The organism is Pseudomonas sp. NPDC089392 (assembly GCF_044749595.1).
Classification (GTDB): Bacteria; Pseudomonadota; Gammaproteobacteria; order Pseudomonadales; family Pseudomonadaceae; genus Aquipseudomonas.
In genome coordinates, this window is the sequence record NZ_JBIVIF010000018.1 from 14,771 (window position 1) to 38,413 (window position 23,643).

Below are 23,643 nucleotides of genomic sequence, written 5' to 3' on the forward strand. Positions count from 1 at the left end.
GCAGCCCCAGCAATATTAGCCTTGACGTGAAAAACCTGGGGCCGCTTTGCAGCCCGATCGCGACACAAGGCCGCTCCTACAGGGACCGTGTAAGGCAATGGCATCGCTCGTCTACTGGCCGTAGTCCACTTCCTACGGCATCATTGCAGAATTTGTCCGGCAGCCCCAAAGGACCGCCCATGAATCTGCCCCCACGCCAACAACAAATCCTCGAACTGGTGCGCGAGCGCGGTTATGTCAGTATCGAAGAAATGGCGCAGCTGTTCGTCGTGACGCCACAAACCATCCGCCGTGACATCAACCAGTTGGCCGAGCTCAACCTGCTGCGTCGCTACCACGGTGGTGCGGCGTACGACTCGAGTGTCGAAAACACCGCCTACGCCATGCGCGCCGACCAGATGCGCGACGAAAAGCAACGCATCGCCGAAGCTGTCGCCCGGCAGATTCCCGACCATGCTTCAGTGTTCATCAACATTGGTACGACCACCGAGTCGATTGCCCGGGCCTTGCTCAATCACAACCACCTGAAGGTCATTACCAACAACCTGCATGTGGCCGCGATCCTCGCTGCCAAGGATGATTTCGAAGTACTGGTGGCGGGTGGCACGGTGCGCCGCGATGGTGGCGTGGTCGGCCAGGCCAGCGTCGACTTCATCAACCAGTTCAAGGTCGACTTCGCCCTGGTGGGTATCAGCGGCATCGACGAAGACGGCAGCCTGCTCGACTTCGACTACCAGGAGGTACGGGTGTCCCAGGCGATCATCGCCAACGCCCGGCAAGTGATCCTCGCCGCCGACTCCAGCAAGTTCGGGCGCAACGCCATGGTGCGCATGGGGTCGATCAGTTTGGTTGATTGCCTGGTGACCGACTTGGCGCCAACGCCTGCGCTTACCCAGTTGTTGAATCAGTACAAGATTCGGCTTGAGGTGGTTTGAGGGCTGGCAGCGTTTGCCTTGGGAAGGAGTCGGGGCTGGCAGGTGTTTGCCTTGGAAAAGAGTCGGGGCTGGCAGGTGTTTACCTTGGAAAAGAGTCAGGGCTGGCAGGTGTTTGCCGCAACATCTCCAGCGTCTGTGAGATCGAGCGCCGCCCGCGCGGCGCTTCGCGGCTAAAGCCGCTCCTACGTTTGTTTCGGGCCAGTTATGCCTGTGGCATTTGCGCGCGAACGCCTTGGCGCATACCTCGAAATCGAGTCTTACAGATTTCGGGCCAGTTATGCCTGTGGCATTTGCGCGCGAACGCCTTGGCGCACACTCGATATCGCGTCGTACAAACAAGGCGGTCGCGCGCGCCTGGCACAGGATGGACTGGCCCGAAACAAACGTAGGAGCGGCTTTAGCCGCGAAGCGCCGCGCGGGCGGCGCTCGATCTCATAGGCGCCACAAGGACTGCGCCATACACTCGGCGCTCGATCTCAAGGGCGCCACACCTCTCAACCCAATCACCCCAATCTCCCCAATCTCCCCAATCTCCCCGCCCCTGACCACCCAAAATTTTCGAAAATGTTCATTTCATTGTCATCCAATCAGTTTTTTCTATAAAGACTGACTGGCGACCGGCTTTCTGTTGCGCTAGTATTTTCGGAAACGAACATCAATGTTCATATTCGATGTGAACAGCCCCAGGAGGCCTTGCCCGTGTCCCAACCCGTTTCGTCCCAGCTCCCACCCGCCGACTGCTATGACCTCGCCGTGATCGGCGGCGGCATCAATGGCGTGGGCATCGCTGCCGACGCCGCCGGGCGAGGCCTCAAGGTATTCCTCTGCGAGAAGGACGACCTGGCCCAGCACACCTCCTCTGCCAGCAGCAAGCTGATCCATGGCGGCCTGCGCTACCTGGAGCACTACGAATTCCGCCTGGTCCGTGAAGCGCTGGCCGAGCGTGAAGTGCTGCTGGCCAAGGCACCACACATCGTCAAGCCGATGCGCTTCGTGCTGCCGCACCGCCCGCACCTGCGCCCGGCCTGGGTGATCCGCGCCGGCCTGTTCCTGTATGACCACCTGGGCAAGCGCAAGCGCCTGGGCGCCTCGCGCAGCCTGCACTTTCGCCCGGGCTACCCGCTCAAAGCTGCGATCACCCGCGGTTTCGAATACGCCGACTGCGCCGTGGATGACGCCCGCCTGGTGGTACTCAACGCCATGGCCGCCCGCGAGCACGGCGCGCACATTCACACCCGCACCCGCTGCTTGCGCGCCGAGCGTGTAGATGGGCTGTGGCAGGTGGACCTGCAGCATGCCGATGGCAGCCTGCAAAGCATTCGTGCACGCGCCCTGGTCAACGCCGCCGGGCCGTGGGTCGCCAGCTTCATCAAAGATGACCTGAAGCTCGATGCGCCTTATGGCATCCGCTTGATCCAGGGCAGCCACATCATCGTGCCGCGCCTGTACGAAGGCGAACACGCCTACATCCTGCAGAACGAAGACCAGCGTATCGTCTTCTGCATTCCGTATCTGGAGCGTTTCACCCTGATCGGTACCACCGACCGCGAATACAGCGGCGACCCGGCGAAGGTGGCGATTACCGAGCAAGAGACCGACTATCTGCTGAAAGTAGTCAACGAACACTTCAACCATCAAATCGGTCGCAACGACATCGTTCATACCTATTCGGGGGTTCGCCCGCTGTGCAACGACGAATCGGACAACCCCTCGGCCGTCACTCGCGACTACACCCTGGCGCTATCCGCCAGTGCAGGCCAGGCGCCGTTGCTGTCAGTGTTCGGCGGCAAACTGACCACCTACCGCAAGTTGGCCGAGTCGGCCATGGCCGAACTCAAGCCACATTTCCCGCAAATGAGCGGCAGCTGGACCGCCAGCGCGCCGTTGCCGGGTGGCGAGCAGCTGGACAGCGTACAAGCGCTGGTGGATAAACTGCTGGCTCGTCACGGCTGGCTGCCGGTGGACATCGCCAAGCGCTGGGTGCTGACCTACGGCAGTCGTGTGTGGCAACTGCTGGAAGGGGTCAATGGGCCTGATGATCTGGGGCAAGCCATCGGCGCTGGCCTGTTCGGCCGTGAAGTGGACTACCTGTGCCGTGAGGAATGGGCGCGCGACGCCGAGGATATCCTCTGGCGCCGCACCAAGCTGGGCCTGTTCACCAGTGCTGGCGAACAACAGGCACTGCGGGACTATCTGCAGTCGAGCGCGACAAGGCACTCCTCTGCCAAGGTAGCCTGACCGTCAAGCCCGAGTGCTTACTGTGCATCGCTACTGCCCTGGCCAGACGCACGCGCCCACGCCTCCGTGGTGAGGATACGCATCAGCGCTTGCTCCTCCAGCGCATGTTCGTTCATCAACGCCGAGGCGCGTGCAGCATAGCCACCTTCCTGACCATCCCTGGCCTGCGTCTCCAAGCGCTCCAGGCGGTCATGGAACGGAATGGCCAGCGCCTCGAAACGGGCTGGGTAGGCCTCACGCAAGTAATGCTGCCAAAAAGGCCGCTCGCTTAACGAGTCCAGCATCGCCGCAGTCGTATCAGCCCGTAGCACTTGCATTTCCGCCTGGGTCAGGTCAGCGACGGAGACATGGGCAAAAAACGCGTAATGCATTTCGTCGGGCTGCACCGGCAGCTCGAGTACGCCGGCCAGCCTCGAACGGTAGAGCAGCCGGACTTCGATCTCATCGACAGCCTCGACATCAGCCCTGCGCATTGCCTGTACATGCTGGTTGGCAATTTCATCGAGCAGGTCCAAGCGGTGCAATTGGCGCCCTAGTCGCAACAGGCGTCCTTCCCTGGCGGCCGCAGGCACGCCCTCGACGCCCAGGTGCACCAGTATGCCGACCTCGAGCTGGTTAAGCATGAGCAACAGGCGGTCCTGGCAGCTGCGAGGCGCATCGGCCTCTCTGAACAATTGTTCGCGCAACGCCTCGTTATGCTCGCAAGCACTCAGGATTCGCCAGATTCGTTCGCGGTAATGGCTGGGATGGCGTTCGAAATCTTCACTGCTGGAAAAATCGGCCAGAAACCGAAACAGTCCTTCCGACCCTGGTTCCTCCACCAAGCGATCCCATGCCAGGCCACGCTCGCTACGCAATGTGCCATCCCGGTGTGCAACCCAGGCGGCACGAGTGTCAGCATCAACAGACTGATGGACATGCAATGCACTGCCCTGCTCACCCGTGGCCGTCACGCCGCGCGCGGCATCGAGGCGTCGCGCGCTGCGTTCGCTCAGCGGATTGTCATGCAGAGACAAGCGCTGCAGGCGCAGGCGCAAATCGTGCATTTCATGCTGCAGTTCACTGATCCGATTGTCCCGCAGGTCGACATGCGCCCTGAGCACCACGCTCTCGTGAAGCTGGTCAAGGCTGACCTGCCCCGTTGAGCGCAACCGCAAGTCACGGATATTCGGCAGCCCCGACAGGTCAGGAATACCGTTGAGCGGGTTGAAACTCAAGACCAGGGTATCAAGGCGGTGCAAGCTGGATAGCCGCGCGTTACCGGCGGCGTCCAGCGAGATTTGATTGTTCCCCAGGGTGACACGCCTGAGCTGGGTCAAACCTTCAATGCCCTCAGGAATCTGGGTGAGCCGGTTACCGCTCAGGTCCAGATCGATCAGGTTGGGAAAGCGGCTCAGAAACGCTGCGTCGATCACTTGCAATCCCATGTTGCGCAAAGTCAGCCGTCGCACATGAACGAAGTCAATGTCCGCTGGTAGCGAAGGCAACGCATCTACATGCTCACCATCGATCACAAGCTCGTACTGTTCATTGACATCCACCAGCTTGCGTCGCCAACTGCGGCGTAGCACGTCGGCAACACGCCGACGCCGGATTGCGTCAACGGGCGACTGCCATTCGCCTTGCCACTGCCGAAGGGCTTCGCGCAGATCGGTGAGCTGGCGCTGCAGCATCTGGTAATGATCCCACAGGTTTTCCCCGCGCTGGCGCACGGCATCCATGTAGGCTTGCAGCTGCAAATCACTCAAGGTCGGAAAAATCTGATGAATGCCTCGCCGGATTGCCTGGTGACTGCTTTCTCCGCCCCCGCTCAAGGCAAAACCCAATCGACCATCAGCAAACCGCTGCGGGGGCCGTACGCCCACGCCGTGACGCACGATACCGACCAGTTCGGCAGCCTGGTCGCGATCAGCACTGGCGCTGGCAAGCAACCAGTCGCGTAGCTGCTCAAGCGATAGCCGCGAATTACCAGCAGCGGCTTTCTGGGTATCGTCCAGGCACTGATTGACTGCCGCGAGCCACGACAGCCCTACCCCCGTATCATCCAGCCCGTCGGCCAGTCGGTAACGCCGTTGGTCCCTGACTATGGTCTTGACGCGGGTCGCACCGTCAAGGCCGCTCGAGAGCAACAACAAGCCTTGCGGGCTGCCGTCGCGCAACTCGATGCGCAGATCGTCAGGCCACGGTAGCTTGCGCTCGATCAGCCGCAGCACCAATCGCTCGGTATCGCTGTTCACCGCCTCACGCAAGCGAATGCCCAGACATGCCCTGTCGATACGACTGTCCTGGGCATAACGCCGAGCGCGCTCTGCCATGGCCAGCGATGCACGCCCGGTCTTGAGCAACTGCTCCACGTGAACGGAGGACGACTGCTCGAGCACCTGCCTGGCGCCACGGACCGTCAATCCGCCAAAGGTGTTCATCAACGAGACTTGCCCGTGGGTCACGCTGTCATCCGAGCTGGTCAACTGCGCCTCAAGCGCCTCGACAGCAAGGGTCGGGTCATCCCGGTAGGCCATGAATCGCTGCCAGTTATCGAGCAACCTGGCCGAGGGCGGGGCCTGCTCCACAGACAACCGGCGCAATTGCGCTTCGCTCATGCCGGTCACATCGAGCAGGGTACGTGCCTCCGTTTCCAGCAGGTCATCGGGCAAACGGCCCTGCAAGCTCTCCATCAATGCTGCAAGGCTGGTTTGCTCCTGCGCGGCAAGAGGGCTGTTGGCCAGCTTCAGCGTGGTGCCGCTGACCACGGGGGTAAGGCCATCGATGAACAAGCGCCGGCTCAGGACTGGCACCACCGTGGAAGTAGCGGTGAACAGGACAAGGCTGGCCGCCACCCCGATCGCGTGATCCAGCGCCCCCTGGCGGTCACCCAGGCGCCAATCCTGAAAGCCCTCATAGATCTCGTCGACGACCTGAACTGCGCTCACCACCAGCATCAAATCACCGATTACGGGAATGAACATCCCGATCAGGCCAAGCAAGTCGAAACCGGCAGCGATCATGGCCTCCAACCGATGCTGCCGGTCACTCATGTCTTCATCACCGGTGGGCACGGCCAGACAACGTGCATCATCGTAGATCTTGGCGATCTGGAGCTCTCGCACATGGGAGAAGCACGTCTTGTCGATCGCCAGGTTGCGCCCATCCAGTTGCAGAGCGCCTGGCGAAGTACTGCGCCGCAGTAATGCCGCCAGTGTGGAATAGAAGGCCACTCGGTCCCGCTCCTTGATGAAACGGGTGAAAAATCGGCGAAACTCCGGCTGGTGCAATCGGCGGCCCAGTACCGCGTACAGACTGTCCCACGAATCATGCACCGTCAGTGCACCCTGCGGATCGTCGGGTATCCAGGCGACTACCGCCTGCGCGCCCCCCTCCTGCGCATGGATCCGCAGGGTTACCACGCCGATCACCGGTTTACCCAGCAGGTATAACTGGCGCGCAGAGATGCCACTACGCAACGCGTCTTCAGGCGACTTGGCGGTGAACAGCGGCAACAGCCGCTGGTACAGAGGCCGGTCAAGTTCACCTTTGATCCGCGCTTCGTGTACCGCTGCCTCCAGGCGCGCGCGCAGGTTGTCCTGAAACAGCTTTTCGACCTCCCGACGTCCATTGCCTTCAGGAAGATCAGGCCTGCCCTTGGGCGCCAGCACGCCCGCAAGAAGCTGTTGATAAGCCCCCCCCAGATCCAGTTGCCGGCACAATTTCGCAAAGCGCTCGAAAGCCATGGGCAGCACCGCTTTGTGCGCGTTTTCCAGCCGGGCCACGCGAAATATCGATGACTCGGTCTCGTCCTCGTGAAAGTTGTGCAAGGCAGCTGCCAGCAGGGTCTGTCGGGAATGGATTACGCGATACGGCAGGTTGAACTTGTTGCCAACCGAGCGATAGTGAAGCTCCTGGGAGATCACCACGAATCGGGTAAAAGGATCGATGTTGGCAAGCCCGGCGTCTGCCAGTGCCTGCTTGAGCCGTGGGGCCGCGAAGGCTTCAAGGGAAGGGATTGCCCCCAGCAGGTTGTTCAAGCGCTCCGCGCATTCCTGCTGGGCACGTAGTGCACGATGATAAGCGCTCAGCTCAGTGTGCTTGCGTTGCGCGTCAGCCTGATCGGTGGCGGGTACTTTCATCCAGTCAGGCAACCCTTGGGCAATCAAGTGATCGATCGAGTCATGCGCGGGCAAAGAGTGGGTCGTCATGATGAGTGCTTCCTGTGAAAGCACTACAACACCATCCGCACCGTTTGCAGCTGCGGTAAATAGATCGCGACCGAGTCAGCGCACCCTCATTCGAATTTCCGAACAACCAGCAGCTATTCATTCGGAAATCCGTCCGAAACACTCAGTACAGGTATCGTCAAAAAACTTTAATACCCTGCAATTTCGGGGCGTTATGATCGATACCAGAGCTTGGCACGACTCATGCTCTACACTTGGTAGCCGAATGCACTCGCTTCTTGCTGTATTCGTTGAACGAAAGAGTCCGCCAACGGCTCCATAAAAAAAACAAACACGTCGAGGAAAATTTGATGCGTATCGTTCGTCAATTGCTGGGCGCCGCCATCGCGGCCGCTGTGATCGCTTCGCCGGCCATGGCCGAAGAACTGACCGGCACCCTGAAGAAGATCAAGGATTCGGGCACCATCACCCTGGGCCACCGCGACTCCTCCATCCCGTTTTCCTACCTGGCCGGCAAACCTGAGCCCGTGGGTTATTCGCATGACATCCAGCTGGCTGTCGTCGATGCCCTGAAGAAGCAACTGGGTACCGACATCAAGGTCAAGTACAACCTGGTCACCTCCCAGACCCGCATCCCGCTGGTGCAGAACGGCACCGTCGACCTGGAGTGCGGCTCTACCACCAACAACGTCGAACGCCAGCAGCAAGTCGGTTTCACCGTGGGCATCTTTGAAGTCGGTACCCGTCTGCTAACCAAGGTCAAGGACGGTCAACCTGCGTACAAGGACTTCCCTGACCTGGCCGGCAAGAACGTCGTGACCACCGCCGGCACCACCTCAGAGCGCCTGCTCAAGGCAATGAACGCCGACAAGCAGATGAAGATGAACGTGATTTCCGCCAAGGACCACGGTGAAGCCTTCAACATGCTCGAAAGCGGCCGCGCCGTGGCCTTCATGATGGACGACGCCCTGCTCGCCGGCGAAATGGCCAAGGCGCGCAAGCCGTCGGACTGGGTCATCACCGGTACCCCGCAGTCGTACGAAATCTACGGCTGCATGGTGCGCAAGGATGACGCGGCCTTCAAGAAGGCGGTCGATGACGCCATCGTCGCTTACTACAAGTCCGGCGAAGTGCAGAAGAGCTACGACAAGTGGTTCCAGCAACCGATCCCGCCAAAGGGCCTGAACCTGCAGTTCAAGATGAGCGACGAGTTGAAAAAGCTGATCGCCGAGCCGACCGACAAGGCGGCGGACGAGAAGAAGTCCTGACCTCCGGCAAATAGTGGCCTGGTGCGCATCCGCGCACGATCGAACCGACAGGCCACGTATTAGTGTCTACCCTTTCATCCGAGGGCGCCCAGCGCCCTTGGATGCTCGAAGGTGCCCGTGAAACAACCGTCTGAGGGGAAATCCCGATGAATTACAACTGGGACTGGGGCGTATTCTTCAAGTCCACCGGCGTGGGCAGCGAGACCTATCTGGACTGGTACGTCACCGGTCTGGGCTGGACCATCGCCATCGCCATTTCTGCCTGGATCATCGCCTTGCTGCTGGGCTCGGTGCTGGGTGTGATGCGTACTGTGCCGAACCGTATGGTATCCGGCATCGCCACCGCCTATGTGGAGCTGTTCCGCAACGTGCCGCTGCTGGTGCAGCTGTTCATCTGGTACTTCCTGGTGCCCGACCTGCTGCCCGAAGGCCTGCAGGAATGGTTCAAGCAAGACCTCAACCCGACCACCTCGGCGCTGATCAGCGTGGTCATCTGCCTGGGCCTGTTCACCGCCGCCCGCGTCTGTGAACAAGTGCGTACCGGTATCCAGGCGCTGCCGCGTGGCCAGGAAGCCGCCGCCCGTGCCATGGGCTTCAGCCTGCCGCAGATCTACACCAACGTGCTGCTGCCGCAAGCCTACCGGATCATCATTCCGCCGCTCACCTCGGAATTCCTGAACGTGTTCAAGAACTCCTCGGTAGCGTCGTTGATCGGCCTGATGGAGCTGCTGGCGCAGACCAAGCAAACCGCCGAGTTCTCGGCCAACCTGTTCGAGGCCTTCACCCTGGCCACGCTGATCTACTTCACCCTGAACATGGGCCTGATGCTGCTGATGCGCATGGTCGAGAAGAAAGTCGCCGTGCCTGGCCTGATCTCCGTGGGGGGCAAGTAAATGGACATGGATTTCAGCGAAATCATCCCGGCCCTGCCTGCCCTGTGGGAAGGCATGGTCATGACCCTGCAGCTGATGGTCATGGGCGTGGTCGGCGGCATCGTGCTGGGGACCATCCTGGCCCTGATGCGCCTGTCATCGAGCAAGCTGCTGTCGCGTGTGGCCGGTGCCTACGTCAACTACTTCCGCTCGATCCCGCTGCTGCTGGTAATCACCTGGTTCTACCTGGCGGTGCCGTTCGTGCTGCGCTGGATCACCGGCGAGGACACCCCGGTGGGTGCCTTCACTTCGTGCGTGGTGGCGTTCATGATGTTCGAGGCCGCCTATTTCTGCGAAATCGTCCGCGCCGGCGTGCAGTCGATCTCCAAGGGCCAGATGGGCGCCGCCCAAGCCCTGGGCATGACCTACAGCCAGACCATGCGCCTGATCATCCTGCCCCAGGCTTTCCGCAAGATGACCCCGCTGCTGCTGCAACAGAGCATCATCCTGTTCCAGGACACCTCGCTGGTGTACACCGTGGGCCTGGTGGACTTCCTCAACTCGGCACGCTCCAACGGCGACATCATCGGGCGCTCCCATGAGTTCCTGATCTTCGCCGGTGTCGTGTACTTCCTCATCAGCTTCTCCGCTTCGTGGCTGGTCAAGCGCCTGCAAAAAAGGATCACCGTATGATTTCCATCAAGAACGTCAACAAGTGGTACGGCGACTTCCAGGTGCTCACCGACTGCACCACCGAGGTGAAGAAGGGTGAAGTGGTGGTGGTCTGCGGCCCGTCGGGCTCGGGCAAGTCCACCCTGATCAAGTGCGTCAACGCGCTGGAACCGTTCCAGAAAGGTGACATCGTGGTCGATGGCACCTCGATTGCCGACCCCAAGACCAACCTGCCCAAGCTGCGTTCGCGGGTAGGCATGGTGTTCCAGCATTTCGAGCTGTTCCCGCACCTGTCGATCACCGAGAACCTGACCATCGCCCAGCGCAAGGTACTTGGCCGCAGCGAAGCCGAAGCGACCAAGAAGGGCCTGGCCCTGCTCGATCGCGTCGGCCTCAGCGCCCATGCCAAGAAGCACCCCGGCCAATTGTCTGGCGGCCAGCAGCAGCGCGTGGCCATCGCCCGCGCCCTGTCGATGGACCCGATCGTCATGCTGTTCGACGAACCGACCTCGGCACTGGACCCGGAAATGGTCAACGAAGTACTGGACGTGATGGTCGAGCTGGCCCACGAAGGCATGACCATGATGTGCGTGACCCACGAAATGGGCTTCGCCCGCAAAGTGGCCAACCGCGTGATCTTCATGGACAAGGGCAACATCATCGAGGACTGCCAGAAAGAAGCCTTCTTCGGCGACCCGAGCGCCCGCCACGAACGTACCCAGCACTTCCTCAGCAAGATCCTGCAACACTGATTTTGCCTCACTGAACCGGTCGGCGCCGCTGCCCTTTCGGGCAGCAGGCGCTGGTCGTGACAAGGCCACTGTGATGAAATGCGACCCTTCGCTTCTTCTCCCTGCCAAGCCTGCCGTGAAATCCCGCCTGCTCCGCCAATTGTTGTTGCCGCCTCTGATCATCCTGCTGATGGTCGGCTTGGGCATGGCTGGCTACCTGATCAGCGAGAGCAACGGCATCCGCACCCTCAGCGAAAACGGCGAGCGCCAGCTGGAGCTGCACGCGCGCACGGTCGAAAGCGAAATCAGCAAGTACACCTACCTGCCCAGCCTGCTGGAGCTGGAAGACAGCGTCTCGCACCTGCTCACCGACCCGGATGGCGGTTCGCGCCAGACGGTCAACGAATACCTGGAGGGCCTGAACCGGCGCAGCCGCAGCCGGGCCATCTTCGTGCTCGACACCAATGGCCGGGTGCAGGCCACCAGCAACTGGCGTGATGCCGATTCGTTCCTCGGTGAAGACCTGTCGTTCCGCGCCTATTTCCAGACTGCAGTGCGCGGCGAGCCTGGGCGCTTCTACGGTATTGGCAGCACCACCGGCGAGGCCGGCTACTACCTGGCCCACGGCCTGGAAGAACACGGCAAGATCATTGGCGTGGCGGTGATCAAAGTGCGCCTGGACACCCTTGAGGAGCGCTGGCAGCGTGCCCGCCTGGAGGCGTTCGTCAGCGACGAGAACGGCATCATTATCCTCTCCAGCGACCCCGCCCGGCGCCTGAAATCGGTGCGCCCGCTGACCCCGCAGATCAAGGAGCGCCTGGCGCGCAGCCTGCAGTATTACTGGTGGCCGCTGAACGAGCTGCAGCCCCTGGCCCGGGAAACCCTGGCTGATGGCGTGGAAAAACTGACCTTCCCGGCCAACAGCGAAACCGCACAGGGCAAGGCCCGCGAAGTGGCCTACCTGGCCCAGACCCGGCGCCTGGCCGATACCCCCTGGCACTTCACCCTGCTCACCCCGCTGCAGGACCTGCGCCGCGAATCCATGGTGCAAGGTATCCTGGTGGCCGTGGCCTTCGCCTTGCTGGCGATCCTCGGCATTGCCTGGAACGAGCGGCGCAAGGTCATCGCCACCCGCCTGGCGGCCCGCGAGGCACTGGAAGAGGCCAACAGCCAGCTGGAACGGCGGATTGCCGAGCGCACCGCCGACCTGCGCGCCAGCAACGAACGCCTCAAAGGCCAGATCCGCGAACGCCGGCATGCCGAGCAGACCCTGCGTCACGCCCAGGATGAGCTGGTGCAGGCCGGCAAGCTGGCCGCCATCGGGCAGATGTCCACCAGCATTGCCCACGAGCTGAACCAGCCACTGGCCGCGCTGCGTACCTTGTCTGGCAACACCGTGCGCTTCCTTGAGCGCGGGGCACTGGAAACTGCCAGCACCAACCTGCGCACCATGAACGACCTGATCGACCGCATGGGCCGCATCACCGCCAGCCTGCGCTCGTTCGCCCGGCGTGGCGACGACAGCGGCCAGGCCTCGCTGGCCAAGGCGGTGGAGGCCACCCTGCAAGTGCTGGCCAACCGCATCAGCGCCTGCCACCTGCAGTTGCACCACCAGTTCGAGGACCAGCAACTGGCCATCGATCAGACCCGCTTGGAGCAGATCCTGGTCAACCTGATCGGCAACGCCCTAGACGCCATGGCCGCGCAACCGCTGCCCGAGCTGTGGCTGGAAGGCGAGTTGCAAGGCGACAAGTACCGCTTGCAGGTGCGCGACAACGGCCACGGCATCGACGCCGAGGCGCGCAAGCATCTGTTCGAACCTTTCTTCACCACCAAACCGGGCGAACACGGCCTGGGCCTTGGCCTGACCCTTTCGGCGAGCCTTGCTGCCGCCGCCAAGGGCAGCCTCAACGTCGAGCACCCCGCCACTGGCGGCACGGCCTTCGTCCTGGCCCTGCCGCTGGTTTCTCCCCCTAGCGAATCGGCAGAGCCCCCATGAACCAAGCGCCACTTACCGTCCTGATCGTCGAAGACGACCCGCATGTGCTGCTCGGCTGCCAACAGGCGCTGGCCCTGGAGGACATCGCCTGCGAAGGTGTAGGCAGTGCCGAACAAGCGCTGGAACGCATCGGCGACGATTTCGCCGGTATCGTCGTCAGCGATATCCGCCTGCCCGGCATCGATGGCCTGGAACTGCTCAACCGCCTCAAGGCCCGTGACCGCAGCCTGCCGGTGGTGCTGATCACCGGCCACGGTGATATCGACATGGCGGTGGGCGCCATGCGCAACGGCGCCTACGACTTCATGGAAAAGCCGTTCTCCCCCGAGCGCCTGGTCGACGTGGTGCGCCGCGCCCTGGAACAGCGCGGGCTGTCGCGCGAAGTGGTGGCCCTGCGCCGGCAACTGGCCGAACAAAGCAGCCTGGAGGGGCGCATCATTGGTCGCTCGCCGGCCATGGAGCACCTGCGCGAACTGATTGCCAACGTTGCCGATACTTCGGCCAACGTGCTGATCGAAGGCGAGACCGGTACCGGCAAGGAATTGGTCGCCCGCTGCCTGCACGACTTCAGCCGCCGCCAGGGCCAGCCATTTGTGGCGTTGAACTGTGGTGGCCTGCCGGAAAACCTGTTCGAAAGCGAGATTTTCGGCCACGAGGCCAACGCCTTTACCGGTGCCGGCAAACGCCGCATCGGCAAGATCGAGCACGCCAACGGCGGCACGCTTTTCCTCGACGAGGTGGAAAGCATGCCGATCAACCTGCAGATCAAGCTGCTGCGCGTGCTGCAGGAGCGCACCCTGGAGCGGCTGGGTTCGAACCAGAGTATTGCCGTGGACTGCCGGGTGATTGCCGCGACCAAGGCCGACCTCGATAGCATGGGCCAGAGCGGCCAGTTCCGCAGTGACCTGTATTACCGGCTGAACGTGGTGACGCTGGAGTTGCCGCCGCTACGCGAGCGCCGCGAAGACATCTTGCAGTTGTTCGAACACTTCCTGCAGCAGTCGGCCCTGCGCTTCGACCGGGAAGCACCGACGCTGGACAGCCAGACCCTGTCGCGCCTCATGGCTCACGACTGGCCGGGCAACGTGCGCGAGTTGCGCAACGTTGCCGAACGCTTCGCCCTGGGCCTGCCAGCCTTCAAGAAAGGCCCTAGCGGCGGCGCCAGCCAGGGCTTGGGCTTTGCCGAGGCGGTGGAAGCGTTTGAACGCAACCTGCTCAGCGATGCCCTGCAACGCACTGGCGGCAACCTGAGCCAGGCCAGCCAGGAGCTGGGGATGGCCAAGACCACGCTGTTCGACAAAGTGAAAAAGTACGGCCTCGGCTGATTTCAACCCAACCTGGAAAGACAACGTGGACCTGGTATTCAAAGCCGCCCTCGGCGCTGGCGTGGTACTGCTGCTGGCGGTGCTGTCGAAGACACGCAACTACTACATCGCCGGGCTGGTACCGCTGTTCCCCACCTTTGCCCTGATTGCCCACTACATCGTCGGCAAGGGGCGCAGCATTGCCGACCTGAAGACCACCATTTTGTTCGGCATGTGGTCGATCATTCCGTACTTCGTGTACCTGGCAACCCTGTATGTGTTGGTCGACCGTATGCGCCTGGAGGCATCGTTGGCGTTGGCCACGGTAGCCTGGCTGATGGCTGCGACGGTGCTGGTGACCTTGTGGGTGCGGATGCACTGACCGGCATCGGCGTGGCCCTCTTCGCGGGTAAACCCGCTCCCACAGGGACCCCACAATGCCTTAGGCCTGTGCAATTCCTGTGGGAGCGGGTTTACCCGCGAAGTAGGCGACGCCGCTTCAAAGCCCTGCGATATGCGTGACATCCTGCCGATGCGCCTGCAGGTAGGGCAGCACCGCCCCTAGCAGCGGCGCCTTGAACTGCTCCTGGAAGCGGTGCGCCAGCCCCGGGATCAAACGCAGTTGGCTGCCCTGGATGTGCGCCGCCAGGTGCACGCCGTGCATCACCGGCAGCAACGGGTCAGCCGTGCCATGCACCACCAGGGTCGGCACCCGCAGTTGATTGAGTAACTCGACCCGGCTGGGTTCGGCCAGTATCGCCATGATCTGGCGTTTGGCGCCATCCGGGTTGAACGCCCGGTCGTAGGCCACGGCCGCCTGGTGCAATAATGCCGCACGGTCGTCATGTACATCGGGGCTACCCAGGGCCGCCAGCAAGTCGGCCTGCTGCTCGATCGCCACTTCACGGTTCGGCGCACTGCGCCGGGCCAGCAACTGCACCAGCGCTGGGTCCGGTGCCGGCAGCCCCGCCGCCCCTGAACTGGACATCACCAGTGTCAGGCTACTTACGCGCTCGGGCGCCATGGCCGCCAGATGCTGGGCAATCATGCCGCCCATGCTCACGCCTAATACATGAAAATGGCGCACACCCAAGGCGTCCATCAAGCGCAAGCCGTCATCCGCCATATCAGTCAGCGTGTAAGGCGCAGACACCGGTAGGCCCAGCTTGTAGCGCAGCAGCTCGATCGTGAGGTTGGCCGACGGCGGCACCTGGTTCCAGCGTGACAGGCCGACATCGCGGTTGTCATAGCGAATCACGCGAAAGCCCTGGCGGCACAACGCCTCGACCACATCATCCGGCCAGTGGATCAGTTGCCCACCCAGGCCCATGACCAGCAGCAAGGCTGGGTCGCGCGGCGCGCCAACGCTCTGGTACACCAGGCTGACCGCGCCCAGTTCGGCGCGCTGCACCGGTATGTGGGCGTCACAACGCTGTTCGGCGAAACTCGCAGGTACGCTGAATACAAAGAAAAGAAAAAGCCAAAAAGCCCGCATGAAAGAAACACCAGAATGCAGATCCCCAGTAGAGCGCGAGTCTGATGAATTCTGTTCGGGCGCGCTGCCACAGTTCAGTGACAGTTTGATGACTCCCGCCAGGCGGTGCGGCCGAACGCCCAGTCGACAGCTGCAGCAACATGAGGGAAACTCAACTCATTCCCTGTTTCCATAAGTCCACACCCCGGAGTCAGCCGTGCTGGAGATCCGTCACCTGAAAACCCTTCATGCCCTGCGCGAGGCCGACAGCCTGGTTGAGGCCGCCGAGCGCCTGCACCTGACCCAGTCGGCGCTGTCACACCAGTTCAAAGAGCTGGAAGAGCGCCTGGGCCTGCCGCTGTTCGTGCGCAAGACCAAGCCGATCCGCTTCACCAGTGCCGGGCTGCGCCTGCTGCAACTGGCCGACGCCACCCTGCCGCTGTTGCGCGGCGCCGAGCGTGACATCGCGCGCCTGGCCGGTGGCACCGCCGGGCGCCTGCACATGGCGATCGAATGCCACAGCTGCTTCCAGTGGTTGATGCCGACCATCGACCAGTTCCGTGATGCCTGGCCGGAAGTTGAGCTGGACCTGGCCTCCGGTTTTGCCTTTGCCCCGCTGCCGGCCCTGGCCCGTGGCGATCTGGACCTGGTGGTAACCTCCGACCCGGTGGACCTGGCCGGTATCACCTATGTGCCGCTGTTCACCTATGAGGCGATGCTGGCCGTAGCCAACCAACACCCACTGGCCAGCAAGCCCTACATGGTGCCGCAGGACCTGCTCGACCAGACGCTGATCACCTACCCGGTGGAGCGCGACCGCCTGGACATCTTCACCCGCTTCCTGGAGCCGGCCGACATCGAACCGGCCGCCGTGCGCACCTCGGAGCTGACAGTGATGATGATGCAACTGGTGGCCAGCGGCCGTGGCGTGTGCGGCATGCCGCACTGGGCATTGCATGAATACAGCTCGCGCGGCTATGTGAAGGGCAAGCGCCTGGGTGAGAAAGGCCTGTTCGCCACGCTTTACGCGGCGGTGCGCACCGACATGCTCGATGCGCCGTACATGCGCGACTTTTTGCTGACTGCCAAGGACACCTCGTTCGCCACTCTCGATGGCGTCAGCGCGGTGCGTTGAGCGCCTGGCGGTACAGCGGCAGGATCAGGTCGCGGGTCAGCGGCGCCAGCTGCATGGCGGGTGCCTGGTCTGCGGCCAGCCACACCACTTCTTCGATCTCCGCGGCTGGCACCACGGCTGCGGCGCTGTCGACACGGAACAGTTCGGCTTGCACTTCGAAGCCGGGTTCGTTGGCGGCTGGGGCGCTGAACTGGCCCAGGTGCACCGCCTGGGCGGGGTCGATATGCAGGCCCAGTTCCTCGTGCAGTTCGCGCACCAGCGCCTGCACCGGGGTTTCGCCGGCATCGATCTTGCCGCCTGGCTGCATGAAGGCCTCGGTGCCGCGCTTGCGTACCAGCAAAGTACGGCCCTGAGGGTCGATCAGCAGGGCGGCGGCGATGCGGATGGTGTTGGGCATGGGTGGGCTCGCTGGAAACAATGGCCGGGGAGGATCCCATGGGGGTCCTGGCCTGACAAGGCCAGTCAGTCCTGTGCCGGCCTCTTCGCGGGTGAACCCGCACCCACAAATAGAGCGCAAACCAGAAGGTATGTGCGATCCCTGTGGGAGCGGGTTTACCCGCGAAAGGGCCGGCACAGGTTATAGTTGGCCAGCCAGACGAACGGCCCCTTGCCAAAGAGTCCGCTGCCCTCCATAACCAACTCATGAACCTGCCCGCCAAACACCACCCGGTGCTCGAGCTGTTCCACCCCGCCGTACGCACCTGGTTCCGTCGCCATTTCGCCACGGTCACCGATGCCCAGGCCCAGGCTTGGCCGTTGATCCATTCCGGCCAGTCTATGCTGCTGGCCGCGCCGACCGGCTCAGGCAAAACCCTCAGTGCGTTCCTGGCCGTGCTCGACGAGCTATTCCACCAAGGCCTGGAGCACCAGGGCGAGCTGCCCGCGCAAACCCAGGTGATCTACGTTTCCCCGCTGAAGGCCCTGTCCAACGACATCCGCCTGAACCTGCAAGCCCCGCTTGAAGGCATCAGCCAGGCCCTCGCAGAGCAGGGCCTGAATGCCCCACGCATCACCACCGCCGTGCGCACCGGCGACACGCCGCAAAAGGAGCGTGCCGCCATGCGCAAGCTGGCCCCGCACATTCTGGTGACCACCCCTGAATCGCTCTACGTGCTGATGGGTTCGGCTTCAGGTCGCGAAGGCCTGGCCAATGTGCACACGGTGATCGTCGACGAAATCCATGCCTTGGCCGGCAACAAGCGCGGCGCCCACCTGGCCCTGACCCTGGAGCGCCTGCAGGCCTTGTGCAGCCAACCACTGCGGCGTATCGGCCTGTCCGCCACGCAACGCCCGGTCGAGCGGGTGGCGCAGTTTCTGGTCGGTAGCGGACGCCCCTACGCCATTGTCGATGTCGGCCATGCGCGCCAGCGTGACCTGGCTATCGAAGTGCCACCCGTGGCGCTGGGCGCGGTAATGGCCACCGATGTCTGGGGCTTGGTGTATGACCGCCTGGCTGCGCTGGCGCGGGAACACCGCACCACCCTGGTGTTCGTCAACACCCGGCGCCTGGCCGAGCGCATTACCCGCCACCTCAGCGACCGGCTGGGCAAGGAAGCGGTTGCCGCACACCATGGCAGCCTGTCCAAGGAGCTGCGCCTGGATGCGGAGCAACGGCTGAAAAGCGGCAGGCTGCAGGTGCTGGTGGCCACTGCGTCGCTGGAACTGGGCATCGACATCGGCGATATCGACCTGGTCTGCCAGGTCGCCTCGCCGGGTTCGATTGCCGCCTTCCTGCAAAGAGTCGGTCGTGCCAGCCACCAGGTCGATGGCGTGCCCAAGGGGCGCTTGTTCCCCACCTCACGCGACGAGCTGATCGAATGCGTGGCCCTGCTCGACTGCGTTCGCCAGGGCGAGCTGGATGAGCTGCACATCCCACGGGCCCCACTGGACGTGCTGGCCCAGCAGATCGTTGCCGAAGCCAGCAACCAGGCCTGGGCCGAACAAGCGCTGTTCGACTGCCTGCGCCAGGCCACGCCCTACGCCGAACTCGACCAGCGCCATTACCAGGCCCTGTTGCGCATGCTCGCCGAGGGCTACAACGGCCGCCAGGGCATCCGCAGCGCCTACCTGCACCGCGATGCAGTCAGCGGCACCTTGCGCGGTCGCCGTGGCAGCCAGCTGACGGCCCTGACCAGCGGCGGCACCATCCCCGACAATGCCGACTACGCCGTGTTGCTGGAACCGCAGGCGCTGAACATCGGCAGCGTCAACGAAGACTTTGCCGTGGAAAGTATCGCCGGCGACATCTTCCAGTTGGGCAACGCTTCCTATCGCATCCTGCGGGTAGAACCGGGCCGGGTACGGGTGGAGGATGCCCATGGCCTGCCGCCGACCATTCCGTTCTGGCTGGGGGAAGCGCCGGGACGCAGTGACGAGCTTTCCGCTGCGGTGGCCCGGCTACAGGCGCAAATCGACCAGCAACTGGCGCTGGCTGGCGGCAACATGGCCCAGGTGCTGGCGTGGCTGCAGGGTACTTTTGAACTGGGCGAAGACAGCGCCGGCCAGTTACTCGACTACCTGGCCCGTACCCGCGAAGTGCTCGGCGCCCTGCCCTCGCAAGACACCTTGGTGATGGAGCGCTTTTTCGATGAGTCTGGCGGCACCCAGCTGATCATCCATTCGCCCTACGGCAGCCGCATCAACCGCGCCTGGGGCCTGGCCCTGCGCAAACGCTTCTGCCGCACCTTCAATTTCGAATTGCAGGCGGCGGCCAGCGAAGACGCCATCGTGCTGTCGCTATCGACCAGCCATAGCTTCGCGCTCGATGAAGTATGGCGCTACCTGAACAGCCGTAGCGCCGAGCAGATCCTTATCCAGGCCCTGCTCGATGCGCCGCTATTCGGCGTACGCTGGCGCTGGAATGCCGGCGTGGCCATGACCTTGCCGCGCTTTGCCGGCGGGCGCAAGGTGGCGCCGCAGATCCAGCGGATGAAAAGCGAAGACCTGATCGCCGCCGTGTTCCCTGACCAGATCGCTTGCCTGGAAAACATCGTCGGTGAGCGGCAGATTCCCGACCACCCGTTGGTCGAACAAACCCTTGACGACTGCCTGCACGAGGCAATGGACAGCGAAGGCTGGCTGGCCCTGTTGCGGCGCATGGAAAGTGGCGCAGTGCGCCTGCTGTGCCGCGACCTGCCCGCCCCTTCGCCGCTGGCTTCGGCCATTCTCAATGCCAGGCCGTATACCTTCCTCGACGATGCACCGCTGGAAGAGCGGCGCACCCAGGCCGTGCTCAACCGGCGCTGGAACGAGGCGCACAGTGACGATGACCTTGGCGCGCTGGATGCTGATGCCATCGCCGCAGTCGCAGCAGAGGCCTGGCCGCAGCCCGCCAATGCCGACGAAATGCACGAGGCGTTGATGGGGCTTGGCACCATCAGCCAGGACGAAGTGCAGGGCAACGCCAACTGGGACCTGCTGCTTCGGCAATTGGCCAAGGCTGGGCGGGCCTTGCGCCTGGTCGGTGAACAGCAGTGGCTGGCGCGTGAGCGGTTGAACCTGTTGCTGGTGCTGTATCCCGGCGCTCGGCTGGAACCTGCGTTGCAGGTACTGCCGGGCTTCGATCAGGCCGTCGACCCGGACCTTGCGCTGAGCGAACTGTTGCGCGCCCGCCTGAGTGGCCACGGCCCTTTGACCGCGCCACAGATTGCCGCACCGCTGGGCAAGCCGCTGCCGGCCATCGAGCAGGCCCTGGCCCGCCTGGAAGCCGAAGGCTATGTGCTGCGCGGGCATTTCAGCCCCGGTGCAACCGAACTGCAATGGTGCGAACGCCATTTGCTGGCGCGCATCCACCGCTACACAGTCAAACGCCTGCGCCGCGAGATCGAGCCGGTCAGCCTGCAAGACTTCATGCGCTTTCTGTTCGACTGGCAGCACCTGGCCAGCGACACGCGCCTGCTCGGCCCGCAAGCCGTGGCCGAGGTGCTCGGCCAGTTGCAAGGTTTCCCCAGTGCGGCCGGGGCCTGGGAGGCCGAACTGCTACCGGCGCGGATCAACGACTACAGCCCGCATTGGCTTGACGATGCCTGCCGCAGTGGGCAATTCGCCTGGAGCCGGCTGGCCGCAACCGTATCGAGCAATACCTTGACGAGCACGCCGCTGGTGCTGCTGCCACGCGAGCACCTGAGCCTGTGGCGCAGCCTTGCCCCCGCGCCAGCCCTGGACAGCCTTGGTGCGCGAGCGCAACGCGTGCACGAGGTGCTGCAGGCGCATGGCGCGCTGTTCTTTGACGAACTGACGCACGATGCGCACCTGCTGCCCAGCGAACTGGAAACAGCACTGCAGGAGCTGGTAGGCGCCGGGCTTGCAGGTGCCGACAGCTTTACCGGCCTGCGCAGCTTGATCACTCCGGCAGCGAAACGCGCGTCACGCACTAGCCGGCGCGGCCACGCACCACTGTCCAGCAGCATGGCCCATGCCGGGCGCTGGGCCTTGCTGCGCCGGGGCACAGTGGATGAGGGCCAGCGCCTGGAGCACATAGCCCGGGCCCTGCTACGGCGCTATGGCGTAGTTTGCTGGCGGCTGCTTGAACGCGAGAGTGATGTGCTGCCGCCGTGGCGTGAACTGTTGCGCTGCTATCACCGCCTGGAGGCACGTGGCGAGATTCGTGGCGGGCGCTTTATTGCCGGGTTGGCCGGTGAGCAGTTCGCCTTGCCAGAGGCGGTGGGGTTGCTGCGGCAGGTGCGTCGGCGCGAGCCGGATGGGGCACTGGTGGTGCTCAGTGCCAGTGACCCGCTGAACCTGATCGGCTCGTTGCTGCCGGGGGCGAAGGTGCCGGCGGTGACTGGTAACCGCCTGCTGTATCGCGATGGGGTGCCGGTGGCGGTGCGAGTCGCCGGGCGCTATTCGTATCTGGTCGAGGCGCCGGCACAAGAGCAGGAAAGCTGGCGGCAGAAGCTGCTGCGCGACGCGCATTGGGTATAAACGAAAATCCCAAGCGCACTGCATATCGTTGTAGGAGCGGGTTTACCCGCGAATGCGATGGTAGGGCTACCGACGCATTCGCGGGTAAACCCGCTCCTACAACGAGAATGATTTTCGCTACCCCGATTTTATTTTGCAGCAACCGGCAACTTGGCTATGGTCGGGGTTTGCCCCCAGGCCCTGAGCCTGACCGCGCCATCGCAAGGACCCTGTATGAGCCTGTCACTTCTCAGTCGCTATGCCTTCTTCGCCGCCTGTGTGTTGTTCACCCTGGCGAGCCTGCCCTTCACCCACCACGAATGGTTGTGGCCGTTCACCCTGACCACCGCCATCCTCAGCCTGATCGGCCTGTTCGACCTGCTGCAGCAACGCCACGCGGTACGCCGTAACTACCCGATCCTGGGCAACATCCGCTACCTGGTCGAGGCCATTCGCCCGGAAATCCGCCAGTACCTGCTGGAAGCCGACAGCGACGCCCTGCCGTTCTCCCGCGCCCAGCGCTCGCTGGTGTACGCCAGGGCCAAGAACGAAGCCTCGGACAAACCCTTTGGCACCCTGATCGACGTGTACGAGTCCGGCTTCGAGTTCATCGGCCACTCCATGCGCCCGGCACCGCTGGCTGACCCGTCCAGCTTCCGGATCATCGTCGGCGGGCCGCAGTGCAGCCAGCCGTACTCCGCATCGATCTTCAACATATCGGCGATGAGCTTTGGTTCGCTCAGTGCCAATGCCATCCGCGCCCTCAACCAGGGCGCCAAGCTGGGCAATTTCCACCATGACACCGGCGAAGGCAGCATCAGCCCCTATCACCGCGAGCATGGAGGCGACCTGGTTTGGGAATTGGGCAGCGGCTACTTCGGCTGCCGCACGCCGGACGGGCGCTTCGACCCCGAACGCTTCGCCGCCCAGGCGCGCAGCCCGCAGGTGCGGATGATCGAGATCAAGATGAGCCAAGGCGCCAAACCCGGCCATGGCGGCATCCTGCCCAAGCACAAGGTCACCCAGGAAATTGCCGAAACCCGTGGCGTGCTGATGGGCGAAGACTGCATCTCGCCATCGCGCCACAGCGCTTTCTCTACCCCTATCGAAATGATGCAGTTCATCGCCCAGCTGCGTGAGCTGTCGGGTGGCAAACCGGTGGGCTTCAAGTTCTGCCTGGGCCACCCGTGGGAGTTCATGGGCATCGCCAAGGCCATGCTGGAAACCGGCATCCTCCCCGACTTCATCGTCGTAGACGGCAAGGAAGGCGGCACCGGTGCGGCGCCAGTGGAGTTCACCGACCATATCGGCGTGCCGCTGCGCGAAGGCCTGCTGTTCGTGCACAACACCCTGGTCGGCCTGAACCTGCGCGACAAGATCAAGCTGGGCGCCAGCGGCAAGATCGTCAGCGCCTTCGACATCGCCAGCGTGCTGGCCATTGGTGCCGACTGGGCCAACTCGGCGCGCGGCTTCATGTTTGCCATCGGCTGCATCCAGTCGCAAAGCTGCCACACCAACAAGTGCCCGACCGGCGTGGCCACGCAAGACCCGCTGCGCCAGCGCGCCCTGGTGGTGCCGGACAAAGCCCAGCGGGTGATGAACTTCCACCACAACACCTTGCGTGCCCTGGCCGAAATGCTTGCCGCAGCAGGCCTGGAACACCCGGCGCAGCTGGAAGCCAAGCACCTGGTACGGCGCGTGTCGGCCACCGAGATCAAGCTGTTCTCGCAGATGCATGTGTTCTTGAAGCCGGGTGAGTTGCTGACCGGCGAGGTGAATGGCCAGTTCTATTCGCGCATGTGGCAACTGGCGCGGGCGGACAGCTTTGAGCCGCACAGTGAGGTGGCGGCCTGACAGGCCCCTGGGGCTGCTTTGCAGCCCTATCGCGACACAAGGCCGCTCCTACAGGAGATCGCGACCCTTGCAGCTGTCGCGGCCCCC

General features: G+C 63.2%; 15 protein-coding genes. 12 read left to right on the top strand and 3 right to left on the bottom strand.

Annotated features, from left to right (window positions below; genetic code table 11):
- Nucleotides 1-179: 179 nt before the first annotated feature.
- Together glpR and glpD are read left to right on the top strand one after the other, a co-directional pair.
- On the top strand, nt 180-935 hold the full coding sequence (gene glpR, locus ACIP1G_RS16685) for a DNA-binding transcriptional repressor GlpR (protein WP_400738835.1): 756 nt from the start codon (nt 180-182) through the stop codon (nt 933-935).
- A gap of 699 nt (nt 936-1,634) precedes the next feature.
- A complete protein-coding gene (glpD, locus tag ACIP1G_RS16690) occupies nt 1,635-3,173 on the top strand; it encodes a glycerol-3-phosphate dehydrogenase (RefSeq protein ID WP_400738838.1) in 1,539 nt (512 codons plus the stop codon).
- A gap of 17 nt (nt 3,174-3,190) precedes the next feature.
- Here glpD and ACIP1G_RS16695 read toward each other — a convergent pair whose 3' ends face one another.
- Complete coding sequence (locus ACIP1G_RS16695) at nt 3,191-7,366, bottom strand: NEL-type E3 ubiquitin ligase domain-containing protein (RefSeq protein WP_400738841.1); 4,176 nt, start codon at nt 7,364-7,366, stop codon at nt 3,191-3,193.
- 329 nt (nt 7,367-7,695) lie between these two features.
- On the opposite strand from ACIP1G_RS16695, the gene ACIP1G_RS16700 reads away from it, so the two are divergent.
- The 7 genes from ACIP1G_RS16700 to ACIP1G_RS16730 all read left to right on the top strand — a co-directional run bounded on the left by ACIP1G_RS16700 (nt 7,696) and on the right by ACIP1G_RS16730 (nt 14,573).
- Complete coding sequence (locus ACIP1G_RS16700; protein ID WP_400738843.1) at nt 7,696-8,613, top strand: glutamate/aspartate ABC transporter substrate-binding protein; 918 nt, start codon at nt 7,696-7,698, stop codon at nt 8,611-8,613.
- A 146-nt stretch (nt 8,614-8,759) separates the two neighbouring features.
- Nucleotides 8,760-9,506, top strand: a complete 747-nt coding sequence (locus ACIP1G_RS16705; protein WP_400738846.1) for an amino acid ABC transporter permease — start codon at nt 8,760-8,762, stop codon at nt 9,504-9,506.
- On the top strand, nt 9,507-10,178 hold the full coding sequence (locus ACIP1G_RS16710; RefSeq protein ID WP_400738848.1) for an amino acid ABC transporter permease: 672 nt from the start codon (nt 9,507-9,509) through the stop codon (nt 10,176-10,178).
- A complete protein-coding gene (locus ACIP1G_RS16715) occupies nt 10,175-10,909 on the top strand; it encodes an amino acid ABC transporter ATP-binding protein (RefSeq protein WP_060512719.1) in 735 nt (244 codons plus the stop codon). Before ACIP1G_RS16710 ends, ACIP1G_RS16715 begins: the two co-directional genes overlap by 4 nt.
- A 73-nt stretch (nt 10,910-10,982) precedes the next feature.
- Complete coding sequence (locus ACIP1G_RS16720; protein WP_400738851.1) at nt 10,983-12,887, top strand: ATP-binding protein; 1,905 nt, start codon at nt 10,983-10,985, stop codon at nt 12,885-12,887.
- Complete coding sequence (locus ACIP1G_RS16725; protein ID WP_400738854.1) at nt 12,884-14,212, top strand: sigma-54-dependent transcriptional regulator; 1,329 nt, start codon at nt 12,884-12,886, stop codon at nt 14,210-14,212. The genes ACIP1G_RS16720 and ACIP1G_RS16725 overlap by 4 nt, the downstream gene beginning before the upstream one ends.
- A gap of 25 nt (nt 14,213-14,237) precedes the next feature.
- Nucleotides 14,238-14,573, top strand: coding sequence for a GlpM family protein (locus tag ACIP1G_RS16730; protein ID WP_015271577.1), 336 nt, complete (start codon nt 14,238-14,240; stop codon nt 14,571-14,573).
- Between the two features lie 117 nt (nt 14,574-14,690).
- On the opposite strand, the gene ACIP1G_RS16735 is transcribed toward ACIP1G_RS16730, so the two are convergent.
- Nucleotides 14,691-15,686 (bottom strand): alpha/beta fold hydrolase, encoded by a 996-nt coding sequence (locus ACIP1G_RS16735; RefSeq protein WP_400738857.1) that lies wholly within the window; start codon nt 15,684-15,686, stop codon nt 14,691-14,693.
- A gap of 196 nt (nt 15,687-15,882) precedes the next feature.
- On the opposite strand from ACIP1G_RS16735, the gene metR reads away from it, so the two are divergent.
- On the top strand, nt 15,883-16,800 hold the full coding sequence (gene metR, locus ACIP1G_RS16740) for a transcriptional regulator MetR (protein WP_016488801.1): 918 nt from the start codon (nt 15,883-15,885) through the stop codon (nt 16,798-16,800).
- Here metR and ACIP1G_RS16745 read toward each other — a convergent pair.
- The gene (locus ACIP1G_RS16745) at nt 16,784-17,197 is read right to left on the bottom strand and encodes an NUDIX domain-containing protein (RefSeq protein WP_400738859.1); all 414 of its coding nucleotides are present in this window, start codon (nt 17,195-17,197) and stop codon (nt 16,784-16,786) included. The two genes, metR and ACIP1G_RS16745, sit on opposite strands and share 17 nt — an antisense overlap.
- 245 nt (nt 17,198-17,442) lie before the next feature.
- Here ACIP1G_RS16745 and ACIP1G_RS16750 point away from each other — a divergent pair, with 245 nt between their 5' ends.
- On the top strand, nt 17,443-21,723 hold the full coding sequence (locus ACIP1G_RS16750; RefSeq protein ID WP_400738862.1) for a DEAD/DEAH box helicase: 4,281 nt from the start codon (nt 17,443-17,445) through the stop codon (nt 21,721-21,723).
- A 213-nt stretch (nt 21,724-21,936) separates the two neighbouring features.
- Nucleotides 21,937-23,556 (top strand): FMN-binding glutamate synthase family protein, encoded by a 1,620-nt coding sequence (locus ACIP1G_RS16755; protein ID WP_400738864.1) that lies wholly within the window; start codon nt 21,937-21,939, stop codon nt 23,554-23,556.
- Nucleotides 23,557-23,643: the final 87 nt, after the last annotated feature.